We start from the raw sequence: 20,560 nt of genomic DNA on the forward strand, positions 1-20,560 counted from the left end.
GAGCCACGCGCTAAAGCCCGCCGCTCTCGGCGCGTCCATGCGCCATTGAGGACGGATCGGCAAGACGTGTCTGTGATAGTGCCCCTCAACATGATGTCGCGGAACGCGATCGAGCAACTGCTTGACGCGGCCTTCGGCCCTGACCGGCACGGTCGCACCGCCTATCTGATTCGCGACGGCATGCCCTGGCTGCCTGAACTCTCCTTCGGCATGCGGGATGGGGAGGGCAGACTCATCGGCTCCCTGCAAAGCTGGCCCGTCGCGCTCGCCCATGAAGACGGCAGCCGGACGCCGCTCATCATGGTCGGCCCCGTCGCGGTGGACCCCGCGGTGCAGGGCGCCGGCCACGGCCGCGCCCTGATGGACGCCGTCGTCGCGGCCGCCCGCGCGCGGCGAAGCGATCCGCTGATGATGATCGGCGATCCGGAATATTATGGCCGATTCTGGGGCTTTTCGGCCGAAGGCACCGGCGGCTGGGACTGCCCCGGCCCGTTCGAGCCGCGCCGCCTGCTGGCGCTGTCGGTCGACGGAAGGCCGATAGGCGGCACGGGCATGCTGGGTCCGCGCGCCACCGTCCGCGCCTGAAATTTCCCTTTTGCCTTCGCGCCCAAGCGCCCCTATCTCGGCCCCATGCCGATGGAGCCGCCCCCCGATCTTTCCAGCCTGTCCCTCAGCGATGTCGCGCGCCTGCTGGCGGAAAAGCGCCTTCCGCCCGTGGAGAAGTGGAACCCCGACCATTGCGGCGACAGCGACATGCGCATCGCCCGCGACGGCACCTGGTTCCATCAGGGCTCGCCCATCGGCCGCGAAGCCATGGTCCGCCTCTTCTCCACCATCCTGCGCCGCGAACCCGACGGCAGCCACGTCCTGGTCACGCCCGTGGAGAAACTCTCGATCGAGGTGGAGGATGCCCCCTTCATCGCCGTCGAGCTCAAGAGCGAAGGCGAAGGCCGGGCGCGCAACCTCGCCTTCCGGCTCAACACGGGCGACCTGGTCGCCGCCGGCCCGGACAATGCCCTTGTCCTGCGCGAAACGCCGGACGGACCGCATCCCTATCTCCATGTCCGCGGCGGGCTGGAGGCGCTGATCGCCCGCAGCGTCTATTATGAACTGATGAACCTGGCGCTGGACGAAGGCGCCCAACCCATCGGCCTCTGGAGCAACGGCGCCTTCTTCGCGCTGGACGGATCGGCATGACCCTGGCGGAACGGCTGCGGACCGCCCTCAGGCAGGGGCATGAGCGGGAGGTCGGCCTGATACCCTCCGACACCCGCGACCCCCGGATCGACGGCGACATCCTGCTCTCGCCCGCGGCCGTGCTGGTCGCGATCACCGACCGTCCCGAACCCGGACTGATCCTGACCCAGCGCTCCGCCGGACTGCGCCAGCATGCCGGACAGGTCGCCTTCCCCGGCGGACGGGTCGACGACGACGACCCTGACGAAATCGCCGGCGCCCTGCGGGAAGCGCAGGAGGAGATCGGCCTCCCTCCCGGCCTGGTCGACATCATCGGCACGTCGGACCGCTATCACACCTTCACCGGCTTCGACATCGTCCCCGTGCTCGGCGTGATCCCGCCCGACCTTCCCCTTTCCCCCCGGGAAGCGGAGGTGGCGGAGCTGTTCGAACTTCCCCTCTCCTTCGCCCTCAATCCCGCCAACCGGATCAGGAAATCGATAGATTATCAGGGTGTTGAAAGGCATTATTACGAAATATTCTGGGAAGGACGCCGCATCTGGGGCATCACCGCCGCGATCCTCGCCAATCTGTCGCGCAGGCTAGGCCATGACCAGCCTGCTGCCTGACGCCGACTGGCGCCATCGCCCCGGCCTGGACGCGCTGCTGAGGGCGCTCGGCGCGGAACAGGGCCTCGCCCGCTTCGTCGGCGGCGCCGTTCGCGACGGCCTTCTGGGCCTGCCGGTCAACGACCTGGACATCGCCACCGTGCTGGAGCCGCAGTCCGTCATCGACCGCCTCAGGACCGCCGGGATAAAGGCCGTCCCCACCGGCATCGACCATGGCACGATCACGGCGGTGATCAACGGCTGGCCGGTGGAGATCACGACCCTCCGCCGCGACGTCAGCACGGACGGCCGCCGCGCCACCATCGCCTATACCGACGACTGGCGCGAAGACGCCGCCCGGCGCGATTTCACGATCAACGCGCTCTATGCCGACCCCCTCACCCACGCCATCACGGACTTCTTCGGCGGCGTCGCCGATCTCCGCGCGCATCGCGTCCGCTTCATCGGAGAGGCAAGCGCCCGCATCGCGGAGGATCATCTCCGCATCCTGCGCTATTTCCGTTTCCTCGCGCGCTTCGGCCATGACGAACCGGATGTGGAGGCCTATGCCGCCTGCCGCGACGCCGCCAACAGCCTGATGGCCCTTTCGCGCGAACGCATTGCGGACGAACTGCTCAAACTGCTCGCCCTGCCCGGGCCGCTCGCCTCGCTCCGGCTCATGGTCGACGGCGGCATATTGCTGCCCGTCCTGCCGGAGGTCGACCATGACGGACTGGCCCGCCTGTCCATGCTGGTCGAGCGGGAGGCCGCCTCCGGCATCGCCCCTGCGGCCCTGCGCCGCCTGGCGGCCCTGCTTCCACCGGACCCGCGCGCCGCCGATCAGGTGGGCGCCCGGCTCAAATTGTCCAACAAGGCCCGCAAGCGCCTGACCGCCGCGCTGGAAGGCGCCGCCACCGGCGCGCCCCCCCGCGCCCTCGCCTTCCGGATCGGCGTGGAAGGGGCCATCGACCGTATCCTGATCGATCCCTCGGCTCCGCTCGACGGCCTGAAGATGCTCGCGGACTGGGTCCCGCCGCGCCTGCCGCTGGGCGGCGGCGCGCTGATCGCGCGGGGCCTTCAGCCCGGCCCGGACGTGGCGAAGGCGCTGGCCGAGGTTCAGGACATCTGGGTGGCGGAGGATTTTCCCGACGCAGCCCGCGTCTCGGAAATCGCGGATCAGACCGTTTCGAAATTCCAACGCGCCCGCCAATAGTCATAGGCGTCGCCCTCCGCCATCGGCCGCGCGAAATAATAGCCCTGCCCCTGCCAGCACCCCAGATTCTGCAACGCATGGGCCAGTTGCTGCGTCTCGATCCCCTCGGCCGTGACATGCAGCCCCAGCGATTCGGCCAGCGACAGAATGGTGCGCACCATGATCTCCTTGTCCCGGTCCTCCAGCATGGATGTCACGAAACTGCGGTCGATCTTCAATATGTCGATGGGCAGGCTGTGCAGGCTCGCCAGGTTGGAATAGCCGGTGCCGAAATCGTCCATGGCGATCGGCATGTGCAGGTCCTTGAGCGCGAACAGCAGCTTCCGCGCCTTTTCGGGGTCCGCCACGATGGCGCTTTCGGTCAGTTCCGCCGTCAGCCGCTTGCCCGAAATGCCCGCATAGCGCAGCGCTTCCTCGAACATGGATGCGACATCGTCCCGCGCCATCTGGATCGGGGAAAGGTTCACATTGACGCCCACCGGCAGCGCCTGCCCGAATTTCGCATCCCACCGGCTGAGCGCCTGCGCCGCCTCATAGGCCGCCCAGCGGCCCAGCGGCGTGATCAGCCCGCTTTCCTCCGCCACGGCGATGAACTCGGCGGGCGACACATGGCCCAGTTCTTCATCCTCCCACCGCGCCAGCGCCTCGAAGCCGGTGATTTCACCCGTCTGCAGGTGGATCAGCGGCTGGAAGGCCAGGGTCAGCCCCCCCTGGGCCAGCGCATCGCGCAGCCGGCTCTCGACGGAAAATCGCCGCTGCGCCTCCTTCAGCACGCCGTTGCGGTAGATTTCCACCTTGCCGCTGCGCTTGGCGATCTTCACCGCGGCCTGCGCCTTGCGCACCACATCCTCGGGGTCTTCGGTCAAGCTGGTCGACAGGGCGCAGCCGATCGCGCAATCGACCCGGATTTGCAGATCGCTCAGCCTGATCGGATAGCTGAGCGAGTCCCGGATGCGCTGAACGATATGAAGGGCGTCCGATAAACCATTGTTAATCCTGGCGAAAATCGCAAAGTCGTTGCCGCCGATGCGCGCCAGCACATCGCCCTGCCGCAGGCTGGACTTCAACCGCTTGGCAACCGTGATCAGCAACTCGTCGCCGGCCATCGGGCCCAGGGATTCATTGACCCGGCTGAACCGGCTCAGATCGATGGCGAGGATGCCGAACTGCGCATTGTCCGGCCAGGGCGTGTTGGTCAGCCGGTCCTCGATCTCCTCGCCAAATCCCGTGCGGTTGGGAAGCGCGGTCAGGCCGTCGGACAATAATTCGCGCCGCAGGTTCTTCTCGATGGTCCGGTCGCTCGTCCGGTCGAGGGCGGTGAACAGGAACAGATTGGGTTCGCCATCCGGTTCGGGCAGCCGCCCGACGGTGCAGTAGAAATATTCGGGCCCCAACATGCCGTCGCGGCGCAGTTCGAAACCTTCCGAATCGCGCCCGGACAGGACGCTCTGCACGATCCGCCTGCGCCATTCGGCCGCATGGGGCCGTTCGGCTTCGCCCGGGTTGCTGCAGGTGAAGCAGTTTCCGAACGGCGCATTGGTCGCCACCATGGACAACCTATTGTCTTCGAAGGAGAATGCAGCCGCCGGATAAGGCAGCGCAGCCAGCCAGTCCGCTATCGCCACGCGATGGGAAAGATGCGCGTCATCCTGCCCCAGAAGGAGCTGGATGTCCGGCATTTCGGTCGGCCGATCACGCATCGACATGGCTTCCATAGGCCCGGCGATAGGCCCAAAGGGTAAATTTTCGGGAAACGACATTCCCGATTCCAGCGCGATAGTAACGAAAAAATCAGCTTCTCAGAACCGGTTATCGCGCGGGAAGCCCGTGGGCGGCATGCGCCCGGCCGCGCCCCTGGCGACGCGCCATGGCGTCATGTCGGCTTCCGTGCGCACCCGCCCCGTTCCTCCACCCATGGCCCAGCTCAGCCCGTCGGACAGGCGGAAGGCGATGGCATCGGACAGCCCGCCGTCGCGATAGCGCTGCATCTGCACGCCCTGACCGCGCGCCATGCGCGGCATTTCAGTGAGCGAGAAGACCAGCAGCTTGCGGTTTTCGCCCATCACGGCGACGCTGTCCGCCTCCGGCGCGATGGGATGCACGACGCTCAGCTTCGCGCCGGTCCGCACATTGACGACCTGCTTGCCCTTGCGCGTTTCGGCGATCACATCCGCCACCGCCGCCACGAAGCCGCGCCCGTCCGAGGATGCAAGCAGCAGTTCGCCACCCGCCCGCGCAGGCAGCAGGGCGACGATATTGCCGGTGCCGTCCATGTCGACCAGCGACCGGACCGGATCGCCAAAGCCGCGCCCGCCGGGCAGCTTGTCCGCGCCCAGCGTGAAGACGCGCCCGGTCTCCGTCGCCAGCAGCAGCTTGTCGGTGGTCTGCGCGTGGAAGGCGATCATCGGACCGTCGCCTTCCTTGAATTTCAGCGTGTCCGCCGAAGCAAGGTCGCGATGCCCGCTCATCGCCCTGATCCAGCCGCGCTCGGACAGGATCACGGTGATCGGCTCTTTCTCGATCATCGCCTCCAGCGGGATTTCCCGCGCCGGCGCCGCCTCCTCGACCAGCGTGCGCCGCCGGCCGAAATCGCTCTCGGGCGAATAGCGCTTGCGAAGGTCCGCCAGGTCCTTCTTCAGCCGCGTCCGCTGCCGCGCCGGGCTTTCCACCAGCTTTGTCAGCTCGTCGCGTTCCTTCAGCAGTTCCGAATGCTCGCGCCGCAGCTCCATCTCCTCCAGCTTGCGCAGGGACCGCAGCCGCATGTTCAGGATCGCCTCGGCCTGCCGGTCGTTCAGGCCGAACTCGGCCATCATCACCTCTTTCGGCTCATCCTCGGTCCGGATGATCTCGATCACCCGGTCAAGGTTCAGATAGGCGATGATATAGCCGTCCAGCAGCTCCAGCCGCGCCGCGATCTTGTCCAGCCGGTGCTGGGCGCGCTTCACCAGCACGTCGATCTGGTGCTTCAGCCATTCGACGAGGACCGTCTTCAGCCCCAGCACCCTTGGCGTGCGCGTCGCGTCCAGCACGTTCAGGTTCAGCGGGAAGCGGTTTTCCAGATCGGTCAGCCGGAACAGGCTGTCCATCAGCACGTCCGGGTCGACGGTGCGGGCGCGGGGTTCGATGACGATGCGGATCTCGGTGTCGCTCTCGTCGCGCACATCGGCCAGGATCGGCAGCTTCCTGTCGTTGATCAGCGCCGCGATCTGCTCGATCAGCTTGGACTTCTGCACCTGGAAGGGGATTTGCGTCACCACCGCGACCCATGTGCCCCGCCCGCCATCCTCCTTGTGCCAGCGGGCGCGGGTTCGAAACGATCCCCGCCCCGTCGCATAAGCCTCTGAAATGATGGAAGCGCTGTCCACCAGCACGCCGCCGGTCGGAAAGTCCGGACCGCGCACGATCCGCATCAGCTCGGCATGCTCGGCGTCCGGATTGTCGATCAGCAGGCTGGCCGCATCGATCAGTTCGGCGACATTATGCGGCGGGATGCTGGTCGCCATGCCGACCGCGATGCCGGTGGCGCCGTTGGCCAGCAGATTGGGGAACAGGCCGGGAAACACCTCCGGCTCCTGATCCTCGCCATTGTAGGTCGGGCGGAATTCGACGGTGCCTTCGTCCAGCCCGGCCATCAGGTCGGCGGCGGCCTGCGTCAGCCGCGCCTCGGTATAGCGCATCGCCGCCGCATTATCGCCGTCGATATTGCCGAAATTGCCCTGCCCGTCGACCAGCGGCGTGCGCAGCGAGAAATCCTGCGCCAGACGCACCATGGCGTCATAGACCGACGCATCGCCATGGGGGTGATATTTGCCGATGACGTCGCCGACGACGCGAGCGCATTTCTTGTACGGCGTGGTGTTGCGCGCCGGATTGGCGACCAGCACGTCGGGCGAAGCCCCGCCCGGCTCCATCCTCAGCAGCCGCATCGCCCAGAGCAGCCGCCGGTGCACCGGCTTCAGCCCGTCGCGCAAATCCGGCAACGACCGCGCCGTGATGGTGGAGAGCGCATAGACGAGGTAGCGCTGGGACAGCGCATCGTCGAACGGGTGATCCTTGATAGCGTCGAACGGGTCGCGAAATTCGGTCATCGCAACGGGGAATAGCAGCGCCGCGACAAAACGGAAACGGGGTTTAATCCCCTCCTGCTCCTGCGAAGGCACTCGAATGAGACAAGTGGCTCATGAGAACCCAGTTCAGCTGTCGCCCCTTTCACGCCAGGCAGCATGAACAAATGCAAGACCCCCCGGACTGAGTGATCCGGGTAGAAAGCGGACATTCCCCCTCCCGCAGGCGGGAGGGGGTTAGGGGGTGGGCTGGCGCGGCATCTGCGCTGTTTTGCAACGGCTAAGTCAGAAGCTCGCTACGCTCGGGCCCACCCCTAACCCCTCCCGTTTACGGGAGGGGAAGGTCTTGAATCGGCCATTTCCCGACATTCCGAATTCACCCACGCGACCTAGGGCAGAACTGGTTTCCCGCCTCCGCAGGAACACGCGACATCAACTCCTATCACCGCGGCAAAAACCGCGCCTCCGGGTCCGCCGCGATCTCCCGCGCGAACTCCGCGCCGATCCAGTCGCGAAAGGCCTTCACCTTGGCGGTGTTGCGGGCATGGGGCGGATAGACCACCCAATAGCTCGCCCGTTCCCGGACATAGGATGGCAGGGCCTCCACCAGCAACCCGGCCTCCACCTCGGTCTTCCACAGGAAGGGATTGACGATGGCCACGCCCTGCCCCGCCATGGCGGCGCGCCCCTCCATCACCTGGGAATCGAGCGCGATCGCGGGCGGCAGCCCCTTGCCGTCCGCTTCCACCCCCATGGCGGCGAACCATTCATGCCACCACATGTCGTCCGGCGACAGGCGCGGCATGGCGTGCAGCGCCCGCGCATCGGCGATCGGCCCGTTCGCCGCCAGCCATGACGGGCTGCACAGCGGCGCCAGCCGGTTGTGGGTCAGCAGCTTCGCCTCCAGCCCTGGCCAATCGCCCCGCCCGCCCCGCACCGCCACGTCCACGCCGTCGCGGGCGAAGTCCACCACCCGGTCGGTCGCGTCGATCCGCACGGCCAGCCCCGGCTGGCGCATCTGGAACGTGCCGATGCGCTGGGCCAGCCACAGATGCGCGAAACTGTTGGTGCAACTGATCGTCAGGATCGTCGAATGGTCCTGCGTCAGCGCGGCGAACCCTTCCCGCATCTGGTCGAAGGCGCGGGACAGGATCGTGGCGATCTCCCGCCCCTTGTCGGTCAGCGCCACTTTCCGCCCCGCCCTCTGGAACAGGCTGATGCCCAGCCGCTCCTCCAGCAATTTCACCTGATAACTGACGGCCGCCTGGGTCATCCCCAGCTCCTGCGCCGCAACCGTGAAATTCTCCAGCCGCGCGGCGGCCTCGAACACGCGGACGGCGGATAGGGGCGGCAGCTGGCTCATTCGCCATGGATAAGCCAGCCTTATGATTCGCGTCCATCCTTTTGTTGGCCGCCCCACCGGAAAAGAGCGATAGGAATTCCCACGAAACGAAATCCATTCTCCGGATCATTCATGGAAAAGGAGCCTTGCCATGCACTTGTCCAAGGACGCCCGGCTGTCCCCCAACGGCCACGAAGCCGCCCGGAATCGCCCCGGCCTGATCGCCGCCATCATGCAGGCCTTCTGCGCGCTCCACCGCATCGCCTGGTCTGCCCCCTGGATCGAGGAACGGCGATGAAGCCCCTCGAAAATCGCGAACATGGTGCGACGGGGGTTGCACAATCCGCGCCACACGCCAACTTGCGCGCGTGTCCGATTCCCGCCTTTCCCCTGTTCCCGATCTTCCCCCTCCGCCGCCCCGGCTGCTGACAGGGGCAGCGCTGTTCCTCGACTTCGACGGAACGCTGGCCCCGATAGCCGACACGCCCGACGGCGTGGAGGTCGATGACGATCTGCTCGCCCTCCTCGGCCGTCTGCGCGACCGGCTGGATGGGCGGCTTGCCATCGTCAGCGGCCGATCCGTCGCGACGCTGCGCGATTTCGGCTTCGGGCAGTTCCTGCTCGCCGGCACCCATGGGCTGGAACTGGCGGAACCCGGCCGCCCCGTAGAAGCGCCTGCCCGCCTCCCCGCGGTCAATGAGGCGGAAGCCGCCTTCCAGACCTTCGCGGCCGGAAAGGCCGGCGTCCTCGTCGAACGCAAGACGATCAGCGTCGGCCTTCATTTCCGCGGCGCCCCGCAATGGGGCCGGGAAGCAGGCGATCTGGCCGCCAGCCTGGCGGATCGGCTCGACCTCGCGCTCCAGCCGGGCAAGATGCTCTACGAACTGCGTCCCGGCGGCGCCGACAAGGGCAGCGCCGTCCGCACACTGATGCGCCGCGCACCCATGGCCGGCGGCACGCCGCTGTTCATCGGGGACGACGTCACCGATGAGGAGGGCTTTGCCGTCGCACGCGATCTGGGCGGCTCCGGCATTCTCGTCGGCGTGCCCAGGGCGACGCTCGCCGCATTCTCTTTGGAACAGGTTGCCGCCGTCAGGCATTATCTTGCCCAGGGGGTCGCTGGCACCGACTGATCCGATGGTCCGGCGCCCCTGTCGTGCACGAACAAGGGGGACGGACCGATAGAAACGCAGAAAAACGACCTTCCGGGCGGGGATGAGCGCACGCTCGACCTGTGGCCCATCGGCAATTGCCAGGCATCGGCGCTGATCGACCGGGCCGGGCGGATGATATGGGCCTGCGTCCCCCGCGTCGACGGTGATCCGGTATTCTCGGCACTGCTGGACGATGCCGCCTGGGACCAACCGGATTCGCGGGGCTTCTGGGCCATAGAGCTGGAGAACTGCGCCCGGATCGAGCAGCATTATATCCGCAACACGCCTGTGCTGGTGACGCGCCAGACCGACGCGCAGGGCAATGCGATAGAGCTTTACGATTTCTGCCCGCGCCACAAGCATCAGGGGCGGATGTACCGCCCCGTCGCGTTCGCCCGCGTCGTTCGGCCCGTATCGGGCAGCCCGCGCATCCGCGTCAGGCTGCGCCCCACCACCTCCTGGCATTCGGAAAAGGTGCCGATCAGCTATGGCTCCAACCATATCCGGCTGGTGCTGTCCTACATGGCGATGCGCATGTCCACCAATGCGCCCATCGGCCTGATTTCCCAGGAAAGCTGGTTCCGGCTGGAACATGACATGCATTTCTTCCTGGGGCCGGATGAGAGCTTTTCGGACGCCCTCCGCCCCGCGGTGGAACGGATGCTGGACGACACGATCCACGAATGGCAGATCTGGGTGCGAAGCCTGGCCATTCCGGCCGAGTGGCAGGAGGCGGTGATCCGCTCCGCCATCACGCTCAAGCTCTGCCAGCATGAGGAGACCGGCGCCATCGTCGCCGCGCTGACCACCAGCATCCCCGAACATGCCGACAGCGGCCGCAACTGGGACTATCGCTACTGCTGGATCAGGGACGCCTATTATACGGTGGAGGCGCTGAACCGGCTGGGCGCGCTGGACGTTCTGGAAAGCTATCTCGTCTATCTCCGCAACATCGTCGACGGCGCGCGGGGCGGCCATATCCAGCCGCTCTACGACGTGCGCGGCAACGCCACGCTGGAGGAGCGGGAGGCGCAGAACCTGCCCGGCTATCGCGGCATGGGGCCGGTGCGCGTCGGCAATGCCGCCTATTCCCAGGTACAGCACGACGCCTATGGGCAGATCGTCCTCTCCTCCGTGCAGGGCTTCATCGACCAGCGCCTGCTGCGCATGGCGGGGCTGTCGGACTTCGAAGCGCTGGAGGCCGTGGGCGAGCGCGCCTGGCAGGTCTATGACAAGCCCGATGCCGGCCTGTGGGAACTGCGCACCCGCGCCCATGTCCACAGCTACAGCGCGGTGATGTGCTGGGCGGCGTGCGACCGCCTCGCCCATGCGGCAGCCGCCCTTGGGCTGCCGGACCGCGAAGTCCATTGGCGCGAGCGGGCGGAAATCATGAAGGCCCGCATCCTCCAGTCGGCCTGGCGGACGGACAGCAACGCCATCTCCGCCAATTTCGAGGACGATGCGAGGGACGCCTCCCTGCTCCAGCTGATCGACCTGCGCTTCCTGACGGCGGACAATCCCATGTTCATCGGAACGCTGAAGGCGCTGGAAAAGGACCTGCGCCGGGGCAACGACATGCTGCGCTACAGCGCGCCGGACGATTTCGGGGAGCCCGTCACCGCCTTCAACGTCTGCACCTTCTGGCTGATAGAGGCCCTGCATCGGACCGGCCGCAGCGAGGAGGCGCGCGCCCTGTTCGAGGAGATGCTGTCCCGCCGCACCGCCGCCGGCCTGCTTTCCGAAGACATCGATCCCGTCACCGGGGAATTGTGGGGGAACTATCCCCAAACCTACTCATTGGTCGGCATCATCAATTGCGCCGTGCTCTTGAGCAAACCGTGGAGCGTGATGCGATGAAGCGCTTGGCATGGAGGCGCTTGGCATGAGCCGCCTGATAGTCATTTCGAACCGGGTCAGCCGCCCGACCAAGAACGGCAACCAGGGCGGTCTGGCAGTCGCGCTTTCCCAGGCGCTGCGCGAAAGCCGCGGCATCTGGGTCGGCTGGTCCGGCGAGATCACGGAGAATTTCACCGGGCAGATCGGCTTTTCGGAGGATGAAGGGGTCAAGACGGCAACCATCGACCTGGAGGAGCAGGATGTCGACGAATATTATAATGGCTATGCCAACAAGACCCTCTGGCCGCTGTTCCACTTCCGGATAGACCTGGCCGAATATGCGCGCGATTTCGAAGGCGGGTATAACCGCGTCAACCAACGCTTCGCGGACACGACCAGCCCGCTGATCGAACCGGAAGACATCATCTGGGTCCAGGATTACCACATGATCCCGCTCGGCCGGATGCTGCGCGACCGGGGCCATGACAATCGCATGGGCTTCTTCCTGCACATCCCATGGCCGCCGACCCGGCTGCTTGTGTCGCTGCCCCACCACAGCAAGCTGGTGCAGGCGCTTTTCGCCTATGATGTCGTGGGGTTCCATACCGAGGAATGGCTGGAATCCTTCCGCCATTATGTCGAACGCGAAATGGGCGGTTCGGTGGACGGCGATTTCGTGACGCTGGGCAAGCGGACGATTCAGGCGATCGCCTGCCCCATCGGCATCAACGCGCAGGAATATGCCAGCGCCGCCGTCAGCGATGCGGCCAAGGACATGTATGAAAAGGTCCGCCGGTCGCTGCAGGATCGCGCGATGATCGTGGGCGTCGACCGTCTGGACTATAGCAAGGGACTGGAAGAACGGTTCAACGGCTACGCCCGCTTCCTGAAGGATCATAGCGAACAGCATCGCAACGTCGTCCTGACGCAGATCGCCCCGCCTTCCCGCGGCGAGGTGGAGAGCTACCAGCAGATCCGCGCAACCCTGGATGCGCTCGCCGGCCGCATCAACGGGGAATATAGCGATGTGGACTGGACCCCGATCCGCTACGTCAATCAGGGCTATCCGCGCGACAAGCTGGCCGGCATCTACCGCGCGGCCAAGATCGGGCTCGTCACGCCGCTGCGCGACGGCATGAACCTGGTCGCCAAGGAATATGTCGCCGCGCAGAATCCGGACGATCCCGGCGTCCTCATCCTGTCGCGCTTCGCCGGCGCCGCCCAGCAACTCAAGGACGCGCTGCTGATCAATCCCTACAGTCCGGAAGAGATGTCCGACGCCATCACCCGCGCGCTCTCCATGCCGCTGGACGAGCGCAAGCGGCGATGGCGCGCCATGATGGACAGTGTCGAAAAGCAGGACATAAGCTGGTGGCGGCAGCGCTTCACGGAGCGGCTGATGGCGGTCCAACGCAATGGCGAGGTGAAACAGGAGGCGCAACCGGCTTAACTTTCCCGCCAGCGCCGCTACAGTCGGGCCGATGGATGATGAGGAAGAAGCGGGGGGCGCCCTGGCCGCCATTCGCGCCAGATCGGGCGTCATATTGGGCGTGGTCGGCCTTCTGGCCTGGCTGGCGCTGATCTGGTTCATGTTCGGCGACGTGCTGTAGCGGGCTCCCTCGCCCGAACTCGCCCATTTGCACCCCCGCCCCTTTTGGTCTAAGGGCCAGCCCAAGCAGCCCCGGCACCCGCTGATCCTTCCCGATTCGCGTTTGCCGGGGCACATTCTTTATTGGGAAGACAGGAACCGCATATGGCCCGTCGCCGCCAGATCTACGAAGGCAAGGCAAAGATCCTTTATGAAGGCCCCGAGCCGGGTACGATCATCCAATATTTCAAGGATGACGCGACCGCCTTCAATGCCCAGAAGAAGGGCACGATTTCGGGCAAGGGCGTGCTCAACAACCGGATTTCCGAGCATATCTTCACTCTGCTCGGCCAGATCGGCGTTCCTACCCACTTCATCCGCCGCCTCAACATGCGCGAACAACTCGTCCGTCAGGTGGAAATCGTGCCGATCGAGGTGGTCGTGCGCAACGTCGCCGCGGGTTCGCTCAGCAAGAAGCTGGGGATCGAGGAGGGAACGCAGCTTCCCCGCACGCTCATCGAATATTGCTACAAGGACGACGCGCTGGGCGACCCGCTGGTGTCCGAAGAGCATATCGCCTGCTTCGGATGGGCCAGCCAGGACGAAATGCACGACATTGCCGACATGGCGATCCGCATCAACGACTTCATGTGCGGCCTGTTCGCGGGCATCGGCATTCGCCTGATCGACTTCAAGCTGGAATTCGGTCGCCTGTGGGACGGCGACTATAGCCGCATCATCCTGGCGGACGAGATCAGCCCCGACGGTTGCCGCCTCTGGGACATGGCGACCGGCGAGAAGCTGGACAAGGACCGTTTCCGCCGCGACCTGGGCGGTGAAGTCGAGGCCTATCAGGAAGTCGCCCGGCGCCTGGGCCTGATGCCGGAGGGCGTGGATACCACCGTCCTCGACCTCGACACCCATCGCAAGAAGCGCGGCAAGGACTGATGGGAACCCGGACGCGCGGCTCAGGCGAGCAGCGCGTCCGCCATCAGCTTGATCCCCAGCAACACCATCAGCACATAGATCAGCGTGTAGAAACGGGCGGGATCGAAGCGCCGCACCAACGCCACACCCGCCATGGTCGACACGACGGCAAGCGGGATCAGCATCGCCGTCGCCAGCAGGTTCGCCCTGGTGAACTGCCCCAGGGCGGCATAGGCCGGCACCTTCATCCAGTTCGTCACCGCAAAGGCGATTGCGGTCGTCCCCACCAGAACGTCGCGCGACAGGCGCTTGGGCAGAACCCACATCTGGAAGGGCGGCGCCCCGGCATGCGCGATCTGGCTGGTGAAGCCGCTCGCCACGCCGAGCAGCACGCCCACCCATGAGGGCGAGGTCGACGGCAACACGATCGCGCCGCCCCGCTCGATCCAGAGCCGATGCAGGCCGAACAATGTCGAAATCAGGCCCAGCACGCCCATCACCGCGATTTCGGACACGCGGGCCGCGAAAAAATAGCCCAGCCCTACGCCGGCCGCCATGCCGGGCAGCATGACCTTAAGGACATGCCGGTCCCAGCTATGCCGGAACGACCAGACGCCGACCACATCCTGCAGGATCAGAATGGGCAGCATGATCGCCGCTCCCCGCACGGGATCGACGCCCAGGGCGAGGATCGGCATGGCCAGCGCGCCAACCCCGGCAAATCCGCCTTTGGCAAGGCCCGACAGGATAACCGCGCTTATGGCGCAGGCATAATAGAGATAATCCGGATTCATGGCGCTCCGCCTAAAGCAAGGCGGCTCGTTGGGGGAGCATCTTTTTTGCGGCGTTTGGCGCCTGCGCGTCAACTATGCGCGCGATAGCCGATCAGGACGCCGAAGGTGAAGGTCGCCAGAAGCGCCAGCTGAACCCGGCCATGGGGATCGTCATAGCCCATGACCTGCTGACCGAAGGCGAAAAGCCCCACGAACATCGCCAAAGCAAGACCGGCCATGCGAAAATCCTTCCCTCTGCGGGATGGATAACGCCATGGCCGCTAACAAAAGCATAATGCCTTGCTTGCCGGGCGCTCCGGGACTAGAGGGCTGGACGATTCAAACGATCGCCAGCCCTCCGGTTTTCACGGCTTGCGCATTCTGCAGGCAGAATGCCCCGGGGGTGCGCGAAAGCCTGTTTTACGGAGTTCCACACTCATGAAAGCCCGCATCTTCGTCACCCTCAAGGGCGGTGTCCTCGACCCGCAGGGCAAGGCGATCCATCACGCGCTGGAAGGCCTTGGCTTCGGCGGCGTCAATGATGTGCGCGCGGGCAAGCTGATCGAACTGGACCTGGCCGACGGCACCAGCGACGAGGACATCGACGCTATGTGCCGCAAGCTGCTGGCGAACACGGTGATCGAAAACTACCGCATCGAAAAGGCCTGAGCCATGAAGAGCGCTGTCATCGTCTTTCCCGGCAGCAATTGCGACCGCGACCTCGCCGTGGCGTTCGAGACGGCGACCGGTACAAGGCCTGCCATGATCTGGCACCGCGACACGGAACTGCCCGACGATCTCGACCTGATCGGCGTGCCGGGCGGCTTTTCCTATGGCGACTATCTGCGTTCCGGCGCGATGGCGGCACGTTCGCCGGTGATGCAGGCAGTGGCGAAGGCGGCGGATCGCGGGGCCTATGTGCTGGGCATCTGCAACGGTTTCCAGGTGCTGACGGAGAGCGGGCTGTTGCCCGGTGCGCTGCTGCGCAATGCGGGCGGCCATTTCGTCTGCCGCGACGTGGCGCTGACGGTCGAGAATGCGCAGAGCGCCTTCACCAGCCGCTATGAAGCTGGCGAGGCGATCAGCTTTCCGGTGGCGCATCATGACGGCAATTATTTTGCCGATGCGCAAACGCTGGACCGGCTGGAAGGCGAAGGCCGCGTGGCGCTGCGCTATGCGGAGAGCGTCAACGGATCGGCGCGGAACATCGCGGCTATCCTGAACGAGGCCGGCAATGTGCTGGGCATGATGCCGCACCCGGAGCGGGTGATAGAGCCGGCCCATGGTGCGACCGATGGCCGACGGCTGTTCGAAGGACTGGTGGAAGGGCTGCTTGCCCGGGCCTGAAGCCAAGGGATATGGCCCGGCTTGCTGAACCGGCTTTCGGCATGCATTGACGGCGTTGCCAGCCAGAGCGTTCAATCCATGAACAGCTTTGTGCCGTAACACTCCACGCGCTGCCATTGCATAGCGGGCTAAGCAAATCTCCGCCGAAGTCGCGCCGCGCTACTTGGCTCACCCGCCGCGATGATAGTCATATTCGAAGGCGCGGCCTTCCTGCTTGGTGAGGATCGCGCCAATGATCGCGCCGCCCGCCCGGCGCAAGCGATCGACGGCGACGCGCAGGCCGCCATGATGATTGCGGCCCCATTCTACCACCAGCAACGTCACCTGCGCCTTGCTCGCCAGCAGGCAGGCATCCGACAGGCCGAGAATGGGCGGCGCATCGATCAGCACCGTGTCATAGCGTTCCCGAACGGTCGCCAGCAGGGAATCCATCGCAGGCGTGACCAGCAATTCCGCCGGATTGGGCGGGATCGCCCCGCAGGGCAACAAGGCCACGCCCGGTACGCCGCTATCCACGATGACGTCGTCCATCCTGGCCTGGCCCGTCATCAACTCGCTGATCCCACGAGCGGGCGATATGCCGAACAGGCTGTGCTGCTTGGGCCGCCGCATATCAGCGTCTATCACCAGCACCCGCTTGTCGAGTTTTGCCAGCGCCCTGGCCAGGGCATGGAGGGTGGAGGACTTCCCCTCTCCTTCCTGCGCGCTGGTGACGAGTATGGAACGCGGCAGACCGGCCGCAGAACCCAGAAGCAGCGAAGAAGCCATCGGCGCGAAAATCTCCGCCCCCGGCTTCTCCCCCGCCGGAACCGCGCCGAGCAGCGGCAGGTTCACCCGCTCCGCCAGCGTGTCGGCGGAAGTCACGGCGTCGTCGAAGATATGCCGCCCCGCCACCGCCATCAGCCCGAGGATCAGCCCACCCAGCGAAGCGAACAGCATGGTGACGCCGATATTGGGGGAAGAAGGCCGCGAAGGCACCGCCGCCCGGTCCAGCGGCTGGATGCGGCCGGCCTGGAAGCCTGCCTGCGATGCCATGTCGCGATAACGCTGGAGCAGGCTGTCGTGCAGCAGGCGATAGGTGTCGACCTGCCGCTCCAATATGCTCATCTGCACGCCGCGCCCGCGTTCGGCCCGGGCCTGCCGCTCGACCTTGGCGATTTCGGACTGGATCTGCTTCTCGCCATGCACGGCGACATCGAACTGTTCCTTGAGCGAGGCGCGGATCGTGTTGGCCATGCCCTCCGCCTGATCGTCCAGCGCGGCCAGCCGGGCGCGGGCCTCACGCATTTCGGGGTGGGCATCCTTGCGGAACTGGCGTTCCTGCACGACCTGCGCCCGCGCCAGCGCCCTTTCCGTCATGATCTGCTGCATCGCGCCGTTGTTCAGCACTTCCGGCAGCGTCTCGACACTCGACATGCGGGCGCTTTCCCAGCGCTTCTGCGCGGCGATGCGGTCGGCGGTCGCCTGCGCACGGAAGGCGTTGAGTTGCGCCAGCCGTGTCGCGATCGTGCCCTCGGGAGACGGATCGCCGTCATCCTCCTTCGATCCGGCCTCCTTCGATCCGGCCTCCCTCGATCCCGGCAGCGCCATGGCGCCCGCATTGGCGGCATAGACCGCCAGGTCGCGCTCCGCCCGTTCCAGATCCTTCCGCGCTCCGTCCAGTTCGCCGAGCAGGAATCGCCGCGCCTGAACACCGGATTCGAAGCCTCGCTTCAGATCGGCGCGGATCAGGCTGTCGGCATAGCTGTTGGCGACGCGCGCCGACAGCACCGGATCGGCGCTGGTGAAGCTGATGCGGATGACCCGCGACTTGCCGGGCAGTTCGACATGCAGATTGTCGCGCAGCAGGCCCACAACGGTCTCGGTCTCGACCTGACGCTGGCTGAGCGCGCCCGTCCCCTGCTCCGGCCGGCGCACGTTCATGCCGTCGAAGAAGGTGCGGCTGCCGATCAAGGCCAGTTCGCGAGCCACATCTTCCGCCAGGGCGCGGCTGCGCAGCACTTCCAGTTCGGTCTGCATCAACGCTTCATTGTCGGACGGCGTCGCCTGTCGCTGCGCAGCGGCCGCCCCAGCGGCGCCGGCGGGGACATCCTCCACCTCGACGGAGGCGGTGGCGCGATAATCGGGCGTCGACAGCAGGATGAAGACCACGCCTGCCAGCACGCAAAGCGCCATGGTGACGAACAGGATGATGCGATGCCGCCGCACCGCCGTCCACGCCCCGCTCGCCGCCGCGGCGAAGCGCGCTGCACGTCCCTCCATGGAAGTGGACGCGCCGCTATCGTCGATCAGCAGACCTGGCCGCGCCATCAGAGTCCTCCATCCAGCACGACGAATCCGGCGCCGACCGCAGGCAGCGCCAGCAGCGTTCCGCCCAATATCGCCTTGGCGCGCGAGAGGCCGACGATGACGGTGTCGCCCGGCAGGATTTCAGGATCGGGCGCCTCGCCCCTGCGGATCGCCCCCATGTCGAACATCGCCGCCTTGCGCTCGCCGTCCGATTGCCGGACCACGACGATCTGGCCCAGGCTGGCAAGGCGCGTCGGCCCCTTGGCCATCGCGACCGCCTGCAACAGCCCCAGTCGGCCCTCCACCGGGAAAAGGCCCGGTTCGCGAACCTCCCCATCCACAGTGATGCGGCGACCCACCGCCTTCTTGACGAATACCGTCACTTGCGGGGAAACCAGATAGCGCTCGCCCAGCCGCCCGGCGATGACGTCCGACGCTTCGCTGGCGGACAGGCCGGCGACGGAAACATCGCCCACCAGCGGCATGCGAACCATGCCCGCAGCAGTCACCTGCGCGTCCTCCAGCGAAAGGCCCGGTTCATGATAGACCTGGATGCGCAGGACATCGTCGGGGGATATGCGATAGTCCATCCCCACGGCAGGAGCCGTCGGAATGGCGGCATAAGCGGCTTCCCCCTTCGGCGCGTCCTCCACGGTCGAGCAGGCACCGAGCCAGATGCAGGCCATGATCATGACCAGCGCTTGGCTCCTGCTGTCGGTCGGCCGCTTCATGCCGCTTAAATCCCCCGCAATTCAGTGGGCACGCACAAGGCCTGCCATTGCGGGCGGGGTTAACGGCGCGACAGGAACATGGCAACCATCGGCTGGACGAAGGAGGGCGCGGAGCTCCCGATCAGATGGCGATCCGGGCCTGATCCGGGACAACCTGACCCGCGGTCGGCCGCCGTGGCTGATCCGGCCAGACGCCGCGCGTGTCGTAAACCGCCTTGTCGGCGCGTTCGTCCACCGGAACCGATTTGAACATATCATGATCGACAAGAATGACGAAAACGCCGCATTGTTCCAGAGCCGTATCGAGATCGACGAGTTCAGCGCCCGTTCCGGCGAACTCCATCGGCAGATCATGGGCATAGGGTTCGACCAGCTTGATGCGGCGGCCGTAGCGTTTGGCGAGACGCGCCGCGACCTTCACGGCCGGGCTTTCGCGGAAATCGTCGATATTGGGTTTGAAGGCGAGGCCAAGGCAGGCGATGTCCTCGCCGGCAAACTCGTCGATCAGGTCGGACGCTTTCGCGACCACATGGTCGGTCTTGCCGTCATTGACTTCGCGGGCGGTGCGGATGAGGCGGCTGTTTTCCGGGTCGCCATGGACGATGAACCAGGGGTCGACCGCGATGCAGTGGCCGCCGACGCCGGGGCCGGGCTGGAGGATGTTGACACGGGGATGGCGGTTGGCGAGGCGAATGACCTCCCACACGTCGATGTCCATGCGTTCCGCGATGACGGACAGTTCGTTGGCGAAGGCGATGTTGACGTCGCGGAAGCTGTTTTCGACCAGCTTCACCATTTCGGCGGCGCGGGCGCTGGTGGTGATGCAGGCGCCGCGCACGAACTGGCGGTAGAAGCCCAGCGCCTTGCGGGCGCAGCGAGGCGTGATGCCGCCGATGCAGCGGTCATTGTCGATCAGTTCGACGAGGATGCGGCCGGGCAGGACGCGTTCGGGGCAATAGGCGATGGCGATGTCGCCCGCCACGCCGGGTTCGGGCATCTTCAGGTCGGGGCGGAGCTGGGCGAAAAGATCGCGCATGGCTTCGGTGGTGCCGACCGGCGAGGTGGATTCGAGAATGACGGTATCGCCGGCCTTCAGGACCTCAGCGACAGTGCGGGCGGCCTTGAGGACGTGGCTGATGTCCGGCGCGCGGTCTTCGGCCACGGGAGTCGGCACCGCGATGATGAAGACATCGCTCGGCTCGACTTCCAGACTGGCGCGGAGATTGCCGCGGGAGACCACGCCCTGGACGAGGCCGTCGAGATCGACTTCCTCGATATGCACGCGACCGGAGTTGACCGTCTCCACGACATGGGCGCTGACGTCAACGCCGACGACCTGCGCGCCGCCGCGCGCGATCAGGGCGGCGGTCGGCAGGCCGATATAGCCGAGGCCGATGACGGATACCTTCTGCTGGAGCTTATCGAGGGGCATGGGGGTCCTGTGGAAGCTTTTGAATTCGGTCCGTTTGTGGCGGGAAATGCTGAAGATTTCGGTAACGGACCGTCAGTTCC

The 20,560-nt window shown here is 65.9% G+C and carries 20 protein-coding genes; 12 read left to right on the forward strand and 8 right to left on the reverse strand.

Annotated features, from left to right (window positions below; genetic code table 11):
• Nucleotides 1-66 precede the first annotated feature (66 nt).
• The 4 genes from EWH10_RS13450 to EWH10_RS13465 are packed head-to-tail and all read left to right on the forward strand — an operon-like array spanning nucleotide 67 to nucleotide 2,997.
• Complete coding sequence (locus tag EWH10_RS13450; RefSeq protein WP_044661986.1) at nucleotides 67-585, forward strand: GNAT family N-acetyltransferase; 519 nt, start codon at nucleotides 67-69, stop codon at nucleotides 583-585.
• 45 nt (nucleotides 586-630) lie between these two features.
• Nucleotides 631-1,197 (forward strand): DUF1285 domain-containing protein, encoded by a 567-nt coding sequence (locus tag EWH10_RS13455; RefSeq protein WP_044661985.1) that lies wholly within the window; start codon nucleotides 631-633, stop codon nucleotides 1,195-1,197.
• Nucleotides 1,194-1,805 carry a CoA pyrophosphatase gene (locus EWH10_RS13460; RefSeq protein WP_044661984.1) on the forward strand — a complete coding sequence of 204 codons (612 nt, stop codon included), beginning with the start codon at nucleotides 1,194-1,196 and terminating at the stop codon, nucleotides 1,803-1,805. Before EWH10_RS13455 ends, EWH10_RS13460 begins: the two co-directional genes overlap by 4 nt.
• A complete protein-coding gene (locus tag EWH10_RS13465) occupies nucleotides 1,786-2,997 on the forward strand; it encodes a CCA tRNA nucleotidyltransferase (RefSeq protein ID WP_044661983.1) in 1,212 nt (403 codons plus the stop codon). The genes EWH10_RS13460 and EWH10_RS13465 overlap by 20 nt, the downstream gene beginning before the upstream one ends.
• Here EWH10_RS13465 and EWH10_RS13470 read toward each other — a convergent pair.
• The 3 genes from EWH10_RS13470 to EWH10_RS13480 form a co-directional block, all read right to left on the reverse strand.
• Entirely contained in the window at nucleotides 2,961-4,703 is a 1,743-nt protein-coding gene (locus tag EWH10_RS13470) for a putative bifunctional diguanylate cyclase/phosphodiesterase (protein ID WP_371873089.1), read from the reverse strand. The genes EWH10_RS13465 and EWH10_RS13470 overlap by 37 nt on opposite strands.
• Before the next feature lie 93 nt (nucleotides 4,704-4,796).
• Nucleotides 4,797-7,085, reverse strand: coding sequence for a DNA topoisomerase IV subunit A (gene parC / locus EWH10_RS13475; RefSeq protein ID WP_044663107.1), 2,289 nt, complete (start codon nucleotides 7,083-7,085; stop codon nucleotides 4,797-4,799).
• 418 nt (nucleotides 7,086-7,503) lie between these two features.
• Nucleotides 7,504-8,424 (reverse strand): LysR substrate-binding domain-containing protein, encoded by a 921-nt coding sequence (locus tag EWH10_RS13480; protein ID WP_025551056.1) that lies wholly within the window; start codon nucleotides 8,422-8,424, stop codon nucleotides 7,504-7,506.
• Nucleotides 8,425-8,554: 130 nt separating this feature from the next.
• On the opposite strand from EWH10_RS13480, the gene EWH10_RS21765 reads away from it, so the two are divergent.
• From EWH10_RS21765 to purC, 6 genes are all read left to right on the forward strand, one after another.
• Nucleotides 8,555-8,701, forward strand: coding sequence for a hypothetical protein (locus tag EWH10_RS21765; protein WP_165363363.1), 147 nt, complete (start codon nucleotides 8,555-8,557; stop codon nucleotides 8,699-8,701).
• A gap of 70 nt (nucleotides 8,702-8,771) precedes the next feature.
• Nucleotides 8,772-9,536 carry a trehalose-phosphatase gene (otsB, locus tag EWH10_RS13485; protein ID WP_044661981.1) on the forward strand — a complete coding sequence of 255 codons (765 nt, stop codon included), beginning with the start codon at nucleotides 8,772-8,774 and terminating at the stop codon, nucleotides 9,534-9,536.
• Between the two features lie 99 nt (nucleotides 9,537-9,635).
• Nucleotides 9,636-11,414, forward strand: coding sequence for a glycoside hydrolase family 15 protein (locus tag EWH10_RS13490; protein ID WP_226870241.1), 1,779 nt, complete (start codon nucleotides 9,636-9,638; stop codon nucleotides 11,412-11,414).
• Nucleotides 11,415-11,439: 25 nt separating this feature from the next.
• Nucleotides 11,440-12,843, forward strand: a complete 1,404-nt coding sequence (gene otsA / locus EWH10_RS13495; protein WP_082166324.1) for an alpha,alpha-trehalose-phosphate synthase (UDP-forming) — start codon at nucleotides 11,440-11,442, stop codon at nucleotides 12,841-12,843.
• 31 nt (nucleotides 12,844-12,874) lie between these two features.
• Nucleotides 12,875-13,003: a hypothetical protein gene (locus EWH10_RS22135; protein WP_262857224.1), complete on the forward strand. Its 129-nt coding sequence runs from the start codon at nucleotides 12,875-12,877 to the stop codon at nucleotides 13,001-13,003.
• Nucleotides 13,004-13,146: 143 nt separating this feature from the next.
• Complete coding sequence (purC, locus tag EWH10_RS13500) at nucleotides 13,147-13,929, forward strand: phosphoribosylaminoimidazolesuccinocarboxamide synthase (protein ID WP_025551063.1); 783 nt, start codon at nucleotides 13,147-13,149, stop codon at nucleotides 13,927-13,929.
• Nucleotides 13,930-13,949: 20 nt separating this feature from the next.
• Here the strand turns inward: purC and EWH10_RS13505 are convergent, their stop codons facing one another.
• Together EWH10_RS13505 and EWH10_RS21770 are read right to left on the reverse strand one after the other, a co-directional pair.
• Nucleotides 13,950-14,702 (reverse strand): sulfite exporter TauE/SafE family protein, encoded by a 753-nt coding sequence (locus EWH10_RS13505; protein WP_025551065.1) that lies wholly within the window; start codon nucleotides 14,700-14,702, stop codon nucleotides 13,950-13,952.
• Between the two features lie 68 nt (nucleotides 14,703-14,770).
• The gene (locus EWH10_RS21770) at nucleotides 14,771-14,920 is read right to left on the reverse strand and encodes a hypothetical protein (protein WP_165363364.1); all 150 of its coding nucleotides are present in this window, start codon (nucleotides 14,918-14,920) and stop codon (nucleotides 14,771-14,773) included.
• A gap of 199 nt (nucleotides 14,921-15,119) precedes the next feature.
• Between EWH10_RS21770 and purS the strand changes: the two genes are divergently transcribed.
• Together purS and purQ are read left to right on the forward strand one after the other, a co-directional pair.
• A complete protein-coding gene (purS, locus tag EWH10_RS13510; RefSeq protein ID WP_007682101.1) occupies nucleotides 15,120-15,350 on the forward strand; it encodes a phosphoribosylformylglycinamidine synthase subunit PurS in 231 nt (76 codons plus the stop codon).
• Between the two features lie 3 nt (nucleotides 15,351-15,353).
• Nucleotides 15,354-16,028 (forward strand): phosphoribosylformylglycinamidine synthase subunit PurQ, encoded by a 675-nt coding sequence (gene purQ / locus EWH10_RS13515; protein ID WP_044661978.1) that lies wholly within the window; start codon nucleotides 15,354-15,356, stop codon nucleotides 16,026-16,028.
• Between the two features lie 168 nt (nucleotides 16,029-16,196).
• Here purQ and EWH10_RS13520 read toward each other — a convergent pair whose 3' ends face one another.
• From EWH10_RS13520 to wecC, 3 genes are all read right to left on the reverse strand, one after another.
• Complete coding sequence (locus tag EWH10_RS13520) at nucleotides 16,197-18,338, reverse strand: GumC family protein (protein ID WP_044661977.1); 2,142 nt, start codon at nucleotides 18,336-18,338, stop codon at nucleotides 16,197-16,199.
• Nucleotides 18,338-19,048 carry a polysaccharide biosynthesis/export family protein gene (locus EWH10_RS13525; protein WP_044661976.1) on the reverse strand — a complete coding sequence of 237 codons (711 nt, stop codon included), beginning with the start codon at nucleotides 19,046-19,048 and terminating at the stop codon, nucleotides 18,338-18,340. Before EWH10_RS13525 ends, EWH10_RS13520 begins: the two co-directional genes overlap by 1 nt.
• Before the next feature lie 121 nt (nucleotides 19,049-19,169).
• Nucleotides 19,170-20,480, reverse strand: a complete 1,311-nt coding sequence (gene wecC / locus EWH10_RS13530) for a UDP-N-acetyl-D-mannosamine dehydrogenase (protein WP_044661975.1) — start codon at nucleotides 20,478-20,480, stop codon at nucleotides 19,170-19,172.
• Between the last annotated feature and the right edge of the window lie 80 nt (nucleotides 20,481-20,560).

The sequence above is a fragment of the Sphingobium fuliginis genome (genome assembly GCF_004152845.1).
Taxonomy (GTDB): Bacteria; Pseudomonadota; Alphaproteobacteria; order Sphingomonadales; family Sphingomonadaceae; genus Sphingobium; species Sphingobium fuliginis.

What these genes read in the sequence shown, in the direction of transcription:
- EWH10_RS13455 (WP_044661985.1), top strand. Translation starts at nt 631, where the DNA reads ATGCCGATGGAGCCGCCCCCCGATCTTTCCAGCCTGTCCCTCAGCGAT.
- EWH10_RS13460 (WP_044661984.1), top strand. Translation starts at nt 1,194, where the DNA reads ATGACCCTGGCGGAACGGCTGCGGACCGCCCTCAGGCAGGGGCATGAG.
- EWH10_RS13465 (WP_044661983.1), top strand. Translation starts at nt 1,786, where the DNA reads ATGACCAGCCTGCTGCCTGACGCCGACTGGCGCCATCGCCCCGGCCTG.
- EWH10_RS13470 (WP_371873089.1), bottom strand. Translation starts at nt 4,703, where the DNA reads ATGTCGATGCGTGATCGGCCGACCGAAATGCCGGACATCCAGCTCCTT.
- parC (WP_044663107.1), bottom strand. Translation starts at nt 7,085, where the DNA reads ATGACCGAATTTCGCGACCCGTTCGACGCTATCAAGGATCACCCGTTC.
- EWH10_RS13480 (WP_025551056.1), bottom strand. Translation starts at nt 8,424, where the DNA reads ATGAGCCAGCTGCCGCCCCTATCCGCCGTCCGCGTGTTCGAGGCCGCC.
- EWH10_RS21765 (WP_165363363.1), top strand. Translation starts at nt 8,555, where the DNA reads ATGCACTTGTCCAAGGACGCCCGGCTGTCCCCCAACGGCCACGAAGCC.
- otsA (WP_082166324.1), top strand. Translation starts at nt 11,440, where the DNA reads ATGAGCCGCCTGATAGTCATTTCGAACCGGGTCAGCCGCCCGACCAAG.
- EWH10_RS22135 (WP_262857224.1), top strand. Translation starts at nt 12,875, where the DNA reads ATGGATGATGAGGAAGAAGCGGGGGGCGCCCTGGCCGCCATTCGCGCC.
- purC (WP_025551063.1), top strand. Translation starts at nt 13,147, where the DNA reads ATGGCCCGTCGCCGCCAGATCTACGAAGGCAAGGCAAAGATCCTTTAT.
- EWH10_RS13505 (WP_025551065.1), bottom strand. Translation starts at nt 14,702, where the DNA reads ATGAATCCGGATTATCTCTATTATGCCTGCGCCATAAGCGCGGTTATC.
- EWH10_RS21770 (WP_165363364.1), bottom strand. Translation starts at nt 14,920, where the DNA reads ATGGCCGGTCTTGCTTTGGCGATGTTCGTGGGGCTTTTCGCCTTCGGT.
- purS (WP_007682101.1), top strand. Translation starts at nt 15,120, where the DNA reads ATGAAAGCCCGCATCTTCGTCACCCTCAAGGGCGGTGTCCTCGACCCG.
- purQ (WP_044661978.1), top strand. Translation starts at nt 15,354, where the DNA reads ATGAAGAGCGCTGTCATCGTCTTTCCCGGCAGCAATTGCGACCGCGAC.
- EWH10_RS13520 (WP_044661977.1), bottom strand. Translation starts at nt 18,338, where the DNA reads ATGGCGCGGCCAGGTCTGCTGATCGACGATAGCGGCGCGTCCACTTCC.
- EWH10_RS13525 (WP_044661976.1), bottom strand. Translation starts at nt 19,048, where the DNA reads ATGAAGCGGCCGACCGACAGCAGGAGCCAAGCGCTGGTCATGATCATG.
- wecC (WP_044661975.1), bottom strand. Translation starts at nt 20,480, where the DNA reads ATGCCCCTCGATAAGCTCCAGCAGAAGGTATCCGTCATCGGCCTCGGC.